Origin of the sequence: Legionella anisa (assembly GCF_001467525.1) — a bacterium.
Taxonomy (GTDB): Bacteria; Pseudomonadota; Gammaproteobacteria; order Legionellales; family Legionellaceae; genus Legionella; species Legionella anisa.
In genome coordinates this window covers 100,757-116,124 of record NZ_LNXS01000029.1, presented here as the reverse complement: position 1 = coordinate 116,124, position 15,368 = coordinate 100,757, and the positions used below count along the sequence as shown (strand labels likewise).

The following is a 15,368-nucleotide window of genomic DNA, read 5'->3' as shown; positions in this document are numbered from 1 at the left end:
AATCCTAACTGTATTTTTCGCAGTTAGAAATTCCCGCCCATTATTCTACAACAAATGAGCATATTTTATAACTATTTACTCTTAAATCATTTCTATTATATCACTTCATTAAAAAATAAGTCTGTACAATCATGCTATAGCACCCCTTATTTTTCATCAAAACGAATTGGTTTTCTTCCTTCAATTGTCGTAATCGACAATGAGTTTGTTATTATTTTTGGTGTTATAAAAATGAGCAGCTCATCATTTCTAAGGGCAATTTGTGTATTTTTAAATAAATTCCCAACTACCGGTAACTGACCAAAAAAAGGTACTCTGGTAATAGTCTTGCTCTTATCTTGCTGATAAATACCGCCAAGTACTATAGTTTGTCCATTGCTGACAAGTACATTCGTCCTAATTTCTTTAGTTGCAATTACTGGTACTCCATTAAATGTCAGATTAGGTAATGCGTTATCCTGATTAATTTTCAGATCCATAAGTATCTTACTATCAGGAGTAATTTGTGGGGTTACATTTAAACTTAATACCGCTTTTTTGAATGCTACTGCGGTCGCGCCGCTTGAAGTAGCTTCCTGATAGGGAATTTCCTGTCCTGATTCAATTACAGCAGCCTGTTGATTTGCTGTAATAAGCTTCGGACTCGATATCAATTCGGCAAGTCCCTCGCTTTCTAAAGCAGACAATTCAAGATCAAGTAAAATATTATCACCAAGCTGCGCTAATGCGATACCTACAGAAGCAGGAGGTACACCCGTCACCGGAGCAGCAACTAAATCCAGATTTAATCGGTCTGTTAATGGCACGACATTTGCCGGAGCAACTCCTTGTGCCAGCTGATTGGCGCCAGCCAATGTACCACTTAAATGAGTCGGCCTGGAAACACCCCATCGAATACCAAGATCTTGAGCAAAATCCTTGGTCACTTCAACAATACGTGCCTCTATAAGTACTTGTTTGACAGGTACATCCAACTGTTTAATTAAATCCCTGACTTCATTTATCCGAGTTCCACTGTCTTGGATCCAAAGGGTATTTGTTCGCTCATCAACACTTACTCGACCTTTGTCCGAGAGAAGAGAATTTTGTTTGTCTTTAATCAAAATCGCAAGATCTGTGGCTTTGGCATAATTAATTTGAATGAGTTCTGAACGTATCGGTTCAAGCTTTTGTATAGCGCGTTGGGTCTTAAGCTCTTCTGCCTCCATTTTATCAAAAGAAGCTTTATAATCGATCAACATCACGTTCCCTGTCTGACGCTTCGCCAAACCTTGTGTCGTTAAAATAATATCCAAAGCTTGATCCCAGGGAATATTATTTAACCTAAGAGTAATATTACCCTGAACTTTATCACTCACTACAATATTGATACCAGTAAAATCAGCCAGCAACTGTAATACAGCACGTATACTGATGTTTTGGAAATTTAAAGAAAGTCTTCTTCCAGAGAAAACCTTCTTTTTCAATTTAGCCTGTTGTGCCTCTTCTGGAGTCAAAGGAAATACATCAACCATGAATTGCTTATTAACCTGATAAACATACTGGCCAAAAGCGCCTGTACCCGCTAATAACATATGTGCATTTTTACCTTTTTGTTTAAAAGTAACGATTTGTACAGGGCTGCGGAAATCCGAAACATCAAAACGTTTCCTTAAGTTCTGAGGAACTTTCGTGTTTAAAAATTTAACTAAAATATCTTTACCATGCTCTTCTACTTCAATCGGGACGCTGGTGCTGGAAACATCCACTATTGCCCGGCCGCCTTGCCGATCAATTCCTCGAAAATCAAAATGACTGATTTCATAACTTGTCCTAGCTGGACGATGGGTGATTATAAGTGCTTCAGGAGGTTGGATTACCTCATTACTTTTGCCATTCAAAATAAGAGTATATACATTTCCAGAAATTGAGCCTAAAAAAGGCACTTGATAATTTAAATCCAATATAGCCCGAACACGGGGGCCTACTGCTACAATAGTATATTTATCAAGAGAACCTAATTTAATTTCTTTTGTTCTTTGCTTGGAGGGTAATTCCAGATTAGAGTCAATAAAATCAAGGACTATACGTGCCGGGCTTGGAGTAACAAAGCTTGCAGGGTCTCGTTTTATAGGTTGCGCAAACTCAAAATCTATACGCAACTTCCCCAGTGGTAAAGGAATTACCTTGACTGATATCAATGGATTATTCTGGGCAAAAGCCATCCCTAAGCTCATACTAATTAAAATAAATAAAGCAACAATTCTCCGCACTTTTGCTCCTACTTCCCAGTATATAATTCAAGCGTGATTTTATGTTTCTCCCACTTCCCTGATGTTTGTGTTGTTTCTATTAATTGAATTGCATTATTCGTAATTGATACAACACGGCCATAATTCTGGCCCATATAATTACCAATTCCCACATGAGTAATATCTGAGCTGGGTAGTTTGATTAATGCCCATATTTCATTTCCTTGTGTTAAAGTGCCTACAAATTTTAACGCATCTAAAGGATAAGTTTCCAAAGGCTCTTTCGGCCTATTTTTATCTGGAGCATTAACATCAACCTCCTCCTTTTTTTGAGCTATAGGCTTAAATGGATTGCGCCTGTTGCCACTATCAGGAAATTTAAACGTAGGTAAGGGTGCAAAGGAAGGGATTGGTTCAATCTCTCGTGTTTTTCTGTGTTTTACTTCTTTGATGTATCGCACTAGATCATCATTATTACCGGAACAAGCAACCAGCAATAAAGACAATGAACAGATACAACCAATTTTTTGCTTTCGGTTTATCATTGTGCGCGATATCGATATATTTTAGCGGTGATGTTCATCACCAATTCATCCTCCGAAACCACTTTATTATCTTTGGAGGACACCCCTTTTATAGTGAAGTCATGCAAGGTTACAATACGATTCATCTCAGCGACCCGACTAATAAACATTGCCAATTGAAAATAAGTTCCGACTACTGAAATTTTTATTGGTCGCTCAACATAAAAATCATGTACTACCTCAGGTTGTGGCGCAAATAATTCAAACCTCAAGCCAGATGCTACTCCTGTTTTGGAAATATCTTCTAATAAACCTGGCATTTGATTTTTTTCTGGAAGTTGTTTGAGCATTAATGCAAAACGCTCCATCATAACTTGCAACTGCAGGCGATAGGCCGGCAAATTAAATAATTGACGTTGCTTGTTTTCAAAATCTGTTTTTAAAGTAGCCTCCTGCCCTTTTAGACTATTAAACTGAGTGAAATTGTCTTGTATGATTAGCCAGTAACCCAAAGCAATAATTAAAATACTCACTCCTATAAGAACGCAAATTTTAACCACTAATGGCCATTGCCCAACATTTTCCAGAGTTAATTCATTCAGATTAATGTTATTCATAGTGTTATCCCGATCTGGAATTGAGGGGCAAGCACAAAAGTTAATTTAAATTCATTCGAAGCAGATTGCTGTTTCTTTTTTTCATTATCTTCTTTCTTGATTTCACCAAGAAGAGGATTATGAACCCAATCATTATTTTCTATGTTTCTCATTAGTATAGAAACAAAAGTATTTGATTCAGTATATCCAGAAAGTGTGATGACATCGTTTTTCCCTTCTACCTGAGTTAAATAGACTCCTGACGGAGTTATATTGATCAATTCATCAAATAAATGAACCATTAATGTTCGCGTGGATTGTAAATGCTGAACTACAGACATCCTGGAAATTATCATCTCCCTAGCCTTTTGCAAATTTTTTATTTCTTTTATTTGCGCATCCATAGTATTAATTTCTTTCTGAAGCATTTGATTTCGTGTGACTTGATTGCTCACCAAGCCTGAAGCATATGAATTAATTAAAAACACAACAAACGCAGAGGCTACAATGCTCACCAGCAACATCAATGTAAATAGCTTTTTTTCCTGTTCCCGCTTTAATTCTCGCCAAGGAAGAAGGTTAATTTGTGTCATATAGTCTCACTTAATACCCCTTAATGCCAGACCACAAGCAACCATAAGTGCAGGAGCATCATTATTTATAGTGTCCAAATTCACCATTTTTCCTGGAGTCATATACGAAAAGGGATTGACAATTGTGGTACTCATTCCTAATCGCTCCTGAACCAAAGCTAGCAATCCAGGCAGCTTGGCTAACCCTCCTGACAACAGAATGTGATCTACCTCTCCGTCCTGGCTTGTGGAATAAAAAAACTGCAAGGTACGTTTGATTTGCAACAAAATATTTTCTTTAAAAGGCTCCAAAACTTCCTTTTCATAATCTGCAGGTAATTCTCCATTTTCTTTAGCAAGTGCCGCTTGCTCCAAAGACATTTCATAATGTTCAGCAATCGAGTCTATTAATTGTTTGCCTCCAAATTTTTCTTCTCTCGAATAAACCAATTTCATACCTTGCAATACAAATAAATGTGTATAGCAGGCACCAATATCAATGATAGCAATTGTTTTATCTTGTCCAGATGCAGGTAAATCTTTAGCAAGTTGTTGTGCTGCTCTCTCCACAGCATAAGATTCTACATCGATTACCACAGCATCTAAACCTGCGTGAACGGCAGTCTCAACACGTTGATTCACATTTTCTGCACGTGATGCAACAATAAGTACATCTAACATGGCCGAGTTTTTTTCAGAATGCCCCAAAATTTCAAAATCAAGATTAATTTCATCTATTGGATAAGGAATGTATTTATCAGCCTCTGTAACAATGAGCTCCTCCATCTCCTCATCATTTAAACCTTCATTGACTTGTATCACTTTGCTAATTATTGAGGAATCAGGAACAGCTAACGCAGCTTGCTTACATGCTGTATGCAAGCGGTCAATTACTTTCTTAATGCACTGGGAAACCGCATCAGCATCCTTAATTATGTTCCCATCCATTGCATTTGCTGGTAGTACTTCACGTCCATAATTTTCAACAACAAATGCATCCTCCTGACCTGAAATTTCCAAGACTTTAACCGCAGTTGATGTAATATCTATTCCGAGAATTGAACGATGCTTAGGTTGAAACAATTTGAGCATGTCTCTTATTCCTTTGAATCTTCCATGCATTCAAAAAAACTCCTTTAGAATTATATACTGATGTTAGCGTAACCTCTTAAAAAATTACACTGTTTTTTGTTTTATTAAACTTACCATAATGATGTCATGTTGTCATTTTCACCATTTAGTTATAACAACTTGCACTTCTCTAAAACATTGAATATAGTGAAAGACCAACTTGTAAGGGGAATTCGCATTTTATGTATTGAAAAAGGAGATTTTCATGACTAGGTTAGAAGAGTTAGTTTATGCATTGGCAACCGTTATAGTTCGTTATCATGATAGCCAAGATAATATAGCAGCTAAAGATAAACTTGTTGCTGCACTTGAACCTACAACGCGCAGAAAAAAATCTCATGAACGCGCAGTAGAAATAATTCAAGATACAAAGGTCAATTTTGCTGCATACTTAGAAGGAAAGATCAATGCGTGCACAAGAGGTTATCAGGCTCGAAAAGAATTCCTTTCTTTCATTTTAAATGAAATTTCTCATTTAAAAGAACAACTCGATAGAAAAACTCCTCTCAATTCCGAAGAGCTTCAGGCATTGCAAGAACAATTAACTCAATTATTCATTGATTTTCGCCAATTATTAAATATAAAAAAGGGATTCAAACATTCAGTAACTTTAAATAATTCCAAAGGTTCTATAACCCAAGAGTTATTTGGTTTATTGAATGATCGGTACGTAGGAGGCAAATATTGTAATTCAGGCCAACTGCTCATCGATGAAGTTCTTTTTGTACTTCATATGACTACCGATGACTCTAATGATGAGCTCAAAGATATTGCTGCGAACATCTGTTTTGAACAGCAAATTTTTCTAGAGTTTCAAAATAATAAATTAAAAAAAGTAACTGAAGAGTCAGGGAAAGATAACTTAAAATTAGAGAACGAATCTCTAAAATTAGAGTCAAGTGCTCAAAAATCAAAATTAGAAGCACAACAATTAGAATTAGAGAGTCAAAAATTAAAAATAGAAACGCAACGTTCAGAGTTAGAACAATTAAAATCAATAGATAAACAAAAATCTGAGCCAATATCCCAGCTACAGGAGTTAACTGAAAAAAATAAAGTACAGCTGGCAACTATTGAAAAGTTAACTGAGGAACTGGAAAAAACTAAAGCGGAATTGCAAAAAGCTAAAGAAGCTCCACCTAGACGTTTGCCTGTTTACACTCCATTCTATGGCAGTCTGGCTGCTTTAAGCATGCTTCAATCAGGAACTAATCCTCGATTTTTTCAACAGCAAACGACTCAACCTACAACTACTTCCTCACAAGATTTACCGAAACTGGAGGATCTTGAGGGAAACAGCTCGAATAGATCGTTAATAGAATAACGATATAATTACTGTGTTTCATTGGATTTTTCTCTTCAAAGTTCAATGAAACACCAAAAATTACTCTCTTTTTTGCACAAAACTCGCAATCGCACAAAAAATCACTGTATAATACACGCCAAATTTCATTCAAAACATTATGATTCTATGAAAATGGCATACTTCTGGCGTAAAGGTCTATGGGCGCTGATGAGCCTGTTTTTTGTTTTAATAGTGGCAGGTAGTCTATTTTACCTCTATCTTGAAAGCCAACTCCCCAACGTAGATTCGTTGAAAACAGTGCAATTACAAGTTCCTTTACAAATTTTCAGCAAAGAAGGGTTACTTATTCAGGAATATGGTGAAAAGAAACGAATTCCTGTTACTTATGATGAAATACCGCCCATGCTGATTCATGCTTTAATTGCCACTGAAGATCAACGCTTTTTTGAGCATCCTGGTGTGGATGTCTTAGGTCTTGGACGTGCTGCAGTTCGTATGGTTAAAACTGGAACTAAATCTCAAGGTGGTAGTACCATTACCATGCAGGTTGCACGTAATTTTTTCTTAAGCCGTAAAAAAACCTTCTTACGCAAATTTAATGAAATTATGCTTGCCATTAAAATAGATAGGGAATTGAGTAAGGAAAAAATTCTTGAACTCTACCTTAACAGAATCTATTTAGGTAATCGTGCTTATGGCGTTGGTGCGGCAGCAATGGTTTATTTTGGTAAGCCGCTTAAAGAATTAAATCTGGCAGAACTCGCTATGATTGCTGGGCTTCCTCAAGCACCTTCAACTCAAAATCCCATTGCAAATCCCTTAGCTGCCAAAAAAAGGCGCGACCATGTATTAGAGCGCTTGTTGGAAGAGCATTACATCAATGAAGAGCAATATCAAAATGCGATAAACCAACCAATTACTGCGAAGTATCATGGCACTCCTATCGAAGTGAAAGCACCGTATGTTGCTGAAATGATTCGTCAATCCTTATACGATAATTTCGGCCCTGATGCGTATACTAAAGGTTATAAAGTGTACACGACTATTGATGGAGCCTTGCAAAATACAGCTAATGATGTAGTCGAAAAAAATTTAATCTCTTATGATCACCGACATGGTTATCGAGGACCTGTTGCCACAATTGGTGAAAAGGACAGCAAATCCTTGCACTCAATTCAAAAAAACCTGGAAAAGTATCCAGAACTTAACCATCTTCTCCCGGCAGTTATTACCGAAGTCCGGGAAAATGAAGCAACAGCTACATTGCAAAGTGGCCGAACCATTCTTATCCCTTGGGCCGGTTTATCTTGGGCAAGACCAGCACTTAAAAATGGTTGGGTAGGAAAATCTCCATCCAAAGCCATGCAAGTTGTTGCTGTTGGAGATATTATTTATGTTCATTCAATAAAAGACCATTGGGAATTGGCACAAATTCCTGAAGCTGAATCAGCAATGGTAGCACTTAATCCTAAAAATGGTGCCATAGAGGTGCTCGTTGGTGGATTCAATTTCCAGAAAAGCAAATTTAACCGGGCAACTCAATCCAGCAGACAGCCAGGATCCAGCTTTAAACCTTTTGTCTATGCTGCAGCTTTAAATAACGGTTATACTCTGGCAACATTGATTAATGATGCGCCTATTGTCGTTGATGATCCAAGTCAGCCAAACTTATGGCGTCCCCATAATGTAAATCTGAAATTCAATGGACCAACACGGTTAAAACAAGCCTTAGTTCAATCTAAAAACCTAGTGTCCATACGTATCCTTGATGACATTGGTATCAATTACACCATCGATTTCCTATCTCGTTTCGGATTTAATAGGAAAGCACTTCCTAGAGGGTTATCCCTGGCATTAGGCAGTTTATCAATTAGCCCTATGGACCTGACTGCTGCTTATGCTGTTTTCGCAAATGGTGGTTATAAAGTTGAACCTTATCTCATTGATCACATTACTGATGCAGATGGCAAGATATTGTTGCAAGCCAAACCAACCGTTGTTTGTAATAACTGCGACAACAATGTGGACCATTCAACGCTGGCTCCGCGAGTAATTCCCGAAGACATTAACTTTTTAATGTATACTGCTTTAAAAGATGTGATTCAGCACGGTACTGCCCGCGCAGCTCGTGTGCTTAATCGCCAAGACATAGCAGGAAAGACCGGTACAACGAATGATCAAGTAGATGCCTGGTTTGCTGGGTTTAATCCCGATCTCGTTGTAACAGCATGGATAGGTTTTGATAATCCCAAATCCTTACATGAATATGCTGCGGGACTCGCTTTGCCTTTATGGATCGACTTTATGAAAGTTGCATTGAAAGGAAAACCTGAAAGTGAAATGAGACAACCAGAAGATGTAGTCGCAGTTCGCATTGATCCCAATAGCGGTTTATTGGCGCGTCCTAATCAGGCAAATGGCATCATCGAGTATTTTCGTAATAAAGAAGTTCCAGCAGAAGAAGATCCAACTCCAGTCTTTAATGCAAGCAATGATCCACAGCAACTACCCGCTGTTGAGGATAGTTTGTTTTAAATTAATGTAGCCTGGGTGAAGGCGAAGCCGTAACCCGGGAAATACGCCAGGGCTACGCTTCACCTAAGCTACAAGGCTAGGTAACCAGGCCTTTAATCTTTCATTAATAATCTTTAAGAGTAATTGAATTTGCAGCTTTGTTTATACGCTGAGTTGAACGATTAATAAAAAATTTGATTAAATAACCTGGTGCAATTTTCATAAGCTGTCCGAGTAACCAGGAAAGAAAATTACTCTTCTCTTGCGAGCGCATTACTTGGGCAGCCTTAACCCCTAATTCCTGATTGAGCTTAACAAAAGGACGCATTTTATTTTCATAATTTTGCAACGCAAGCTGATAGTTACCTTTTGCTGCAGCCAACTCTCCAGCAAGAATGTAAGCACCAATGATAGCCAAACTACTGCCCTGACCCGACATCGGTGAAGCACAATAAGCTGCATCTCCCAACAAAACTACCCTACCTTGTGACCAATGGTCCATATGGATCTGGGCTGCTGCATCAAAATAAAAATCAGGTGAGTCAGGCATCATTTCCAGAAATTTAGGAATTTCCCAGCCAATCCCTTCATAAACAGTCCTAAGCACTTGGTGCTGCTGTTTTACATTATGAAGATCGACCTTCTCTGGAGAAATAAATCCAAAGCATGCTTTGGCTTGAGGCTCTCCTGAGGCGCTCCAAACTGATGCAACTCTGCCTAACTCCGAGTATTGCATTTCTACACGATCCAAATTTAAATAATTGGGAACAGTAAATACGCAGAGATATAAACCTAGCTCCTGAGAAAAAAGTGATTCTTCACCAAATACAAGTTGTCTTACATTTGAATGAAGCCCATCAGCGCCAATAACCAGGTCGAATTCTCGAGCTTTATTATTTTGAAACTTAACTTCTAAATAATCAGGAAATTGAGATATCTCTGAAATGTAATCACCAAAAATAAATTCTGCATCAAGAACCTGATCCATGAGAATCTGACACAAAGCACCACGAATAATTTCCACATCATCGCCAACTCGATGTCCAAACTCATTCCCACTCATTTCATGAATTACTTTCCCATTTCTATCGACCAGCAATGCACCTTGCATATCCGTACTTTCTGCTACAACAGCTTCATAAATACCCATTCGTCGCAGAACATGTAGCGCTGCTCCGCGAGCATCGATTTTATAACCTCCAGTGAGCAATGCTGGAGCACGTTCAACGATTGTAATTGTAAAACCATAGCGTTTTAACCAATACGCAACAGTCAATCCTGCTACACCTGCTCCGGAAATAAGTACTCTCATAATCAACCCGCATAGGAAAGTAAATCTAAGTTCTTATAAATATATCTTAGCAGTATATAAGGAAATTATAGTGTAGCCTAGGTGAAGCGCAGCGAAGCCCAGGTTTACTCAATAAGCGAACTTCTCAAATCCCGGGTTAAGGCTTTGCCTTCACCCAGGCTACAATTTTTAGAAGAGTAAATCAGACAACAATAAAGTTTATCGACCAGCCAATGCGATTGCGGCAGGTGTATACTCATAGCCTAAATCACGAGCAACTGCATCAAAAGTGATTTTACCTTGATGAACATTTAAGCCATTAAGTAAATGCTTATCATTCAATAAAGCCAACTTCACACCTTTAGTTACAATGCTTAAAACAAAAGGTAAGGTTGCATTATTCAAAGCAAAGGTTGATGTTCTTGGCACGGCACCTGGCATATTTGCAACACAATAATGCACCACATTATCGACAACATAGGTGGGTTCTTGATGTGTTGTGGGTCGGCTTGTTTCGAAACATCCACCTTGGTCAATAGCTACATCCACCAGTACCGAACCAGGTCGCATTGATTTAAGCATGGCACGAGTCATCAATTTGGGCGCTGCTGCCCCAGGTACTAATACCGCACCAATCACTAAATCAGCACTGGTTGTATATTTTTCTACGGCATCCGCAGTAGAGTAAACGGTATTGATCTTAGAGCCAAATTGGAAATCCAACTCGTTTAACCGTTGTAAGGAGCGATCAAGAACTGTCACTCGAGCTTCCATACCCATTGCCATACGTACGGCATTAGTACCAACTACGCCTCCACCAATGACTACGACATTTGCTGCAGCTACTCCAGGAACACCACCGAGTAAAACGCCACTACCGCCTTGAGCCATCTCTAAGCAATGCGCTCCTGCCTGAATGGACATACGTCCAGCAACTTGTGACATAGGCGCCAATAAGGGCAAACCACCATTATCTTCAGTTACTGTTTCATAAGCTATAGCAGTAACTCCAGACTCTTTAAGCATACGAGCTTGGTGAGGATCTGGGGCCAAATGCAAATAGGTAAACAAAGTTTGGCCTTCGCGAAGACGCTTGCACTCAATAGGTTGTGGTTCTTTTACTTTTACAATGAGTTCAGCTCTAGAAAATACCTCATCCGCGCTATCAACAACCTCTGCTCCTGCATGTCGATAATCATCATCAGAAATTCCGATTCCTAATCCAGCACCCTTCTCTACTATAGCAGAGCTACCTACACGTATAATTTCCCTAATACTAGAAGGAACAAGACCTACACGATTTTCTTGAGGTTTAATTTCTTTTGGAACACCTACTAACATACTTTCTCCCCTCTAACGGTTTTTTAATTGTGCGATTAACTGTGGCACAAGTTCAAATAAATCACCAACCAAACCATAGTCAGCAATTTGAAAAATAGGGGCATCTTCATCCTTATTAATTGCAACAATAATTTTGGAGTCTTTCATCCCTGCCAAATGCTGTACCGCTCCAGAAATTCCCACAGCAATATAAAGCATTGGTGCAACTATCCTTCCGGTTTGCCCCACCTGATAATCATTAGGAACAAACCCGGCATCTACAGCAGCACGGGATGCTCCTACAGCAGCACCAAGTACATCAGCTAATTCTTCGATCAACTTAAACTTCTCGGCACTTTGAAGTCCTCTTCCCCCTGAGACAACAATTTTAGCGCTTCCTAGATCAGGGCGTTCAGACTTACTTAACTCATGTTTAACAAATTGACTATTTTTTGCAATAATCTCTTTATCGATTTGTTCAATGCAGCAACTAGCCTGGTTTGTAGTTACTGGATTAAAAGCAGTTACTCTAATCGTTAAAACCTTTATTGGATCAAGGACTCGCACAGTCTCTATCGCATTACCTGCATATATTGGATGTTCGAAGGTATCTTTATCGATAATCTTACTCACATCAGAAACTTGTGACACATCCAATTGTGCTGCAACACGTGGTGCGATATTTTTACCAAAAGTACTTGCAGGCACTAATATGGCTTTAAATGAATGTGCAAATGAAAGAACTAAATCACTTATTTGCTCTGCCAATGGATGTTCATAACACGGTTTATCAATGCACCAAACAGCATGCGCTCCTGCAAGAGTTGCGGCTTGTTCTGCTACCGCTTTGCATTGATGTCCTATAACGAGTAAAGTCGGTTCGCCGCCCAGCTCCAATGCCGCAGCTAGAACATTACGAGTAGATGGATGTAATGTTTGATTATCATGTTCAACGAGTACTAAAGTGCTCATCACGTTCCCCTTATCAAAGCACTTTGGCTTCATGCTGTAATTTATTCAATAACTCAGCCACTGATTCAACTTTTACTCCAGCACTGCGAGCATCAGGTTCCGTGACTTTTAATACCTCAACGTGTTTTTTAAGTGACAGCCCTAGACTATCCAATTCCAAGTTTTCCAAGGGTTTCTTTTTTGCTTTCATAATATTGGGAAGGCTAGCGTATCGTGGTTCATTCAAACGCAAGTCCGTGCTGACTACTGCTGGCAAGTGCACGCTAATTGTTTCAAGTCCCCCATCAATTTCCCGGGTTACCTGAAGGTGGTCGCCGCTTGCTTCGATTTTGGAGGCATACATTGCCTGGGGCCAGTTTAATAAAGAGGCCAACATTTGGGGGGTCTGATTATTATCGCCATCAATGGCTTGCTTACCCATCAATACTAAATCTGGCTTTTCATCATCGATAATTTTTTTTAATATTTTTGCGATATTAAGGCTTTCTAATGAATCTTGGGTGCGAATCAAAATTGCTCTATCTGCTCCTAAAGCCAAAGCATGTCGCAAGGTTTCCTGTGAATTTTCACCACCAATGCTTACTACTACCACTTCTGTAGCCCAATTTTTTTCGCGTAAACGTAATGCTTCTTCTACGGCAATTTCATCAAATGGATTCATTGCCATTTTAATATTTTGTGTTTCAACTCCGGAATGGTCCGACTTGACCCGAATTTTGACATAAGGGTCGATTACACGCTTCACTGCCACGAGAACTTTCATAATTCCTCACTGGATAATCAAAACTAACGCATCTTGCCAGAGATACCCTGCCAAATTCAAGGGGTATTTCTATTTTACCCTGAATTTGACAATGGTAAAGGCCATGAATATAACGCCTAAAATTTAGGCATAAAACGAGATACCTGGCTTTAAACTTCTGTTAGGTAGTAGGACATCCTACTACAACAAGCTGCATCCCAGAGTCATCTTTTAGCAGACTAATTACACGTTCAGCACGGTCAACTGCCAAAGCAGTTTTTCCTCCTGGAGTGTAAACACTGGGATCTTTTTTAACTAATTCTAATGCCTTAGAAGCTTTTGCAACTTTTTCTTCGACTTTCAATTCATCGTCTTTATCAATTACACGCATTCTAAGCAAAAATGCATCTAATGCCCGATGTTTTCCTCCCCCTGCCCTCCAGTTTCTAAAAAATTGCTGTTCTAATAATCCGAGGCAGGATTCAATTGGCGCTGCAATCATTTTTAATTCTGGCGTTTTAAAATTATCACTGGTACTTTGGTTCTGACTTGCAAGAATCAATTCACGGCATAAATTTTCATCTGCTGTAGAGTCGCCAGATTTCTCCTCTGAAGGGGCACAAAGTAATGGTGTCAAAAGTGTAGAGCCTATTTGCAAGCTCATCTCATAGCACTGACGAGATGCCCAAAAGGTCATTTCAAGTAACCGAACTAATAAGGTAGTTGTGGTCGTGGCAGAAACTATAGTGATTTTTTGCAAGGTATTACCGAGCTTTTGCAACTCCGTTGAATTGCCGCCTGCCATAAATTGGCCACTCTTTAATAAAGCAAAATAAAGCGCATAAACAGCAAATAGTTCTTCAGCAAAAACAAAAGTACTGAAACTAATAAAAATCATTGGAAGAAATGAAATTAAAGCACGGATCCCCTTTGGCTTTATTTTCCCTACTTCATCAAAATATCCGCTGGATTGATCAAGTAACCCCATAAGACTCGCATAGAAATGACGCTCGGTAAATGTTCTGGAAGTATGTTTTAAGTTTTCCAACCATTTTTTAAGATCTTCTCGCGTAGTAATCTCATCAAATTTAATCGGTTTAAAATCCTGAGGCGAAGTTAACTTCCCATAGCAAAGCGATAATGTTTTAAAACAAGCCCCATCATTGCGATTTTCAGACAGATTGTTCTCAATCCATTTTGCTTCTGGAATGAAATTATTAATAAGGTCCGGATGAAAATTTAAAGATAAATTTTTATAATTTTTTTTTATTTTTGTTTTATCTGGACCATCTTGAAGCAACAATTTATTAATTAATTTGATAAAGTCAGCGTCCAGTCGTAACAGAGCCTCCTTGTTCAAATCACTTATATAACACTCTTTTTCTTTATCGTAACTGGCATAGATGCTAACCAGAGTTTTTAATTCAGTCTCTATAGTCATAACCTCTCCCTAGATTGGCTATTTAGGATCGATACTGCTAAAACTCGTTAACTTTCTGAAATCCTAGTTATCGCATAGTACAATCCATTTTATTGAACCAATTCTTCCGTTTAAAATATTCCGTAAAAAAGCCAACAACCAACAGACTAATATAAAATGCACTCATCACATCACTCAAGTAGTGGAAATATAACAAAATTCTTGAGGCAGCAACCAAAAGAGCAACAACAAGGAACAGATAAAAATATCGAGGAAAAAGCACCCCTAATCCTGCTGCTAAACTAATAACCGTTGTCGTATGTCCTGAAGGTAAAGACCAATAATTTGAACTCAACTTAAACCAATAAAATCCAAATTCATTACTAGAAAATAACAATTCAGGGCGAGCACGACTCAACGCCACTTTCAAAATCAAACAAACCAAATTGGCTAAAAGGACACAACCCAGTAAATACCAAGATCGGGTTTCATAAACAGTATTAACCTGAATGTATCGAAAATACAATCCAGCAATAAAAAACAAAACGCTATAAGCGGCCCATTTTCCCAAAGCAGTCAATACGACTAAAAAGGGAATATTGACTCTAAGATCCAACAGGTAAAAATAAGTTGCCAAAGGCTGGTCTACAAAATAATAGACTAAAATAACCAAAAATGCATAGGGAATAATAACCCAAGGTTTTTTCATAAAATTAAATAACTTTTCAAATTGCGACATCAATCAATCC

13 protein-coding genes are annotated in these 15,368 nt (G+C 38.4%); 2 read left to right on the top strand and 11 right to left on the bottom strand.

The window, feature by feature from the left end; genetic code table 11:
• Window positions 1-146: 146 nt before the first annotated feature.
• The 5 genes from Lani_RS09725 to Lani_RS09705 are packed head-to-tail and all read right to left on the bottom strand — an operon-like array spanning window position 147 to window position 5,015.
• Window positions 147-2,252 (bottom strand): type IV pilus secretin PilQ, encoded by a 2,106-nt coding sequence (locus Lani_RS09725; protein ID WP_058388524.1) that lies wholly within the window; start codon window positions 2,250-2,252, stop codon window positions 147-149.
• Between the two features lie 8 nt (window positions 2,253-2,260).
• Window positions 2,261-2,776, bottom strand: a complete 516-nt coding sequence (locus Lani_RS09720; protein ID WP_019233701.1) for a pilus assembly protein PilP — start codon at window positions 2,774-2,776, stop codon at window positions 2,261-2,263.
• Complete coding sequence (locus Lani_RS09715) at window positions 2,773-3,372, bottom strand: type IV pilus inner membrane component PilO (protein WP_019233702.1); 600 nt, start codon at window positions 3,370-3,372, stop codon at window positions 2,773-2,775. The genes Lani_RS09720 and Lani_RS09715 overlap by 4 nt, the downstream gene beginning before the upstream one ends.
• Window positions 3,369-3,944 (bottom strand): PilN domain-containing protein, encoded by a 576-nt coding sequence (locus Lani_RS09710; protein ID WP_019233703.1) that lies wholly within the window; start codon window positions 3,942-3,944, stop codon window positions 3,369-3,371. Before Lani_RS09710 ends, Lani_RS09715 begins: the two co-directional genes overlap by 4 nt.
• Before the next feature lie 6 nt (window positions 3,945-3,950).
• Entirely contained in the window at window positions 3,951-5,015 is a 1,065-nt protein-coding gene (locus Lani_RS09705; protein WP_040522622.1) for a pilus assembly protein PilM, read from the bottom strand.
• 244 nt (window positions 5,016-5,259) lie between these two features.
• On the opposite strand from Lani_RS09705, the gene Lani_RS09700 reads away from it, so the two are divergent.
• Both Lani_RS09700 and Lani_RS09695 read left to right on the top strand, forming a co-directional pair.
• Window positions 5,260-6,378, top strand: a complete 1,119-nt coding sequence (locus Lani_RS09700; protein ID WP_019233705.1) for a hypothetical protein — start codon at window positions 5,260-5,262, stop codon at window positions 6,376-6,378.
• 147 nt (window positions 6,379-6,525) lie between these two features.
• Window positions 6,526-8,895 carry a penicillin-binding protein 1A gene (locus tag Lani_RS09695; protein ID WP_040522626.1) on the top strand — a complete coding sequence of 790 codons (2,370 nt, stop codon included), beginning with the start codon at window positions 6,526-6,528 and terminating at the stop codon, window positions 8,893-8,895.
• Between the two features lie 103 nt (window positions 8,896-8,998).
• On the opposite strand, the gene Lani_RS09690 is transcribed toward Lani_RS09695, so the two are convergent.
• The 6 genes from Lani_RS09690 to Lani_RS09665 form a co-directional block, all read right to left on the bottom strand.
• Window positions 8,999-10,186 (bottom strand): FAD-dependent monooxygenase, encoded by a 1,188-nt coding sequence (locus Lani_RS09690; protein ID WP_019233707.1) that lies wholly within the window; start codon window positions 10,184-10,186, stop codon window positions 8,999-9,001.
• 198 nt (window positions 10,187-10,384) lie between these two features.
• Entirely contained in the window at window positions 10,385-11,506 is a 1,122-nt protein-coding gene (gene ald, locus Lani_RS09685; protein ID WP_019233708.1) for an alanine dehydrogenase, read from the bottom strand.
• 12 nt (window positions 11,507-11,518) lie between these two features.
• Window positions 11,519-12,457: an electron transfer flavoprotein subunit alpha/FixB family protein gene (locus tag Lani_RS09680; protein ID WP_019233709.1), complete on the bottom strand. Its 939-nt coding sequence runs from the start codon at window positions 12,455-12,457 to the stop codon at window positions 11,519-11,521.
• A gap of 13 nt (window positions 12,458-12,470) precedes the next feature.
• Window positions 12,471-13,220 carry an electron transfer flavoprotein subunit beta/FixA family protein gene (locus Lani_RS09675; protein ID WP_019233710.1) on the bottom strand — a complete coding sequence of 250 codons (750 nt, stop codon included), beginning with the start codon at window positions 13,218-13,220 and terminating at the stop codon, window positions 12,471-12,473.
• A 160-nt stretch (window positions 13,221-13,380) separates the two neighbouring features.
• Window positions 13,381-14,640, bottom strand: coding sequence for a hypothetical protein (locus Lani_RS09670; protein ID WP_058388523.1), 1,260 nt, complete (start codon window positions 14,638-14,640; stop codon window positions 13,381-13,383).
• A 67-nt stretch (window positions 14,641-14,707) separates the two neighbouring features.
• On the bottom strand, window positions 14,708-15,358 hold the full coding sequence (locus Lani_RS09665) for a phosphatase PAP2 family protein (protein ID WP_019233711.1): 651 nt from the start codon (window positions 15,356-15,358) through the stop codon (window positions 14,708-14,710).
• Window positions 15,359-15,368: the final 10 nt, after the last annotated feature.

Bases quoted from the DNA above. Each gene is read 5' to 3' on its own strand.
- Lani_RS09720 (WP_019233701.1), bottom strand. From the start codon at position 2,776: ATGATAAACCGAAAGCAAAAAATTGGTTGTATCTGTTCATTGTCTTTA.
- Lani_RS09715 (WP_019233702.1), bottom strand. From the start codon at position 3,372: ATGAATAACATTAATCTGAATGAATTAACTCTGGAAAATGTTGGGCAA.
- Lani_RS09710 (WP_019233703.1), bottom strand. From the start codon at position 3,944: ATGACACAAATTAACCTTCTTCCTTGGCGAGAATTAAAGCGGGAACAG.
- Lani_RS09705 (WP_040522622.1), bottom strand. From the start codon at position 5,015: ATGCTCAAATTGTTTCAACCTAAGCATCGTTCAATTCTCGGAATAGAT.
- Lani_RS09700 (WP_019233705.1), top strand. From the start codon at position 5,260: ATGACTAGGTTAGAAGAGTTAGTTTATGCATTGGCAACCGTTATAGTT.
- Lani_RS09695 (WP_040522626.1), top strand. From the start codon at position 6,526: ATGAAAATGGCATACTTCTGGCGTAAAGGTCTATGGGCGCTGATGAGC.
- Lani_RS09690 (WP_019233707.1), bottom strand. From the start codon at position 10,186: ATGAGAGTACTTATTTCCGGAGCAGGTGTAGCAGGATTGACTGTTGCG.
- ald (WP_019233708.1), bottom strand. From the start codon at position 11,506: ATGTTAGTAGGTGTTCCAAAAGAAATTAAACCTCAAGAAAATCGTGTA.
- Lani_RS09680 (WP_019233709.1), bottom strand. From the start codon at position 12,457: ATGAGCACTTTAGTACTCGTTGAACATGATAATCAAACATTACATCCA.
- Lani_RS09675 (WP_019233710.1), bottom strand. From the start codon at position 13,220: ATGAAAGTTCTCGTGGCAGTGAAGCGTGTAATCGACCCTTATGTCAAA.
- Lani_RS09670 (WP_058388523.1), bottom strand. From the start codon at position 14,640: ATGACTATAGAGACTGAATTAAAAACTCTGGTTAGCATCTATGCCAGT.
- Lani_RS09665 (WP_019233711.1), bottom strand. From the start codon at position 15,358: ATGTCGCAATTTGAAAAGTTATTTAATTTTATGAAAAAACCTTGGGTT.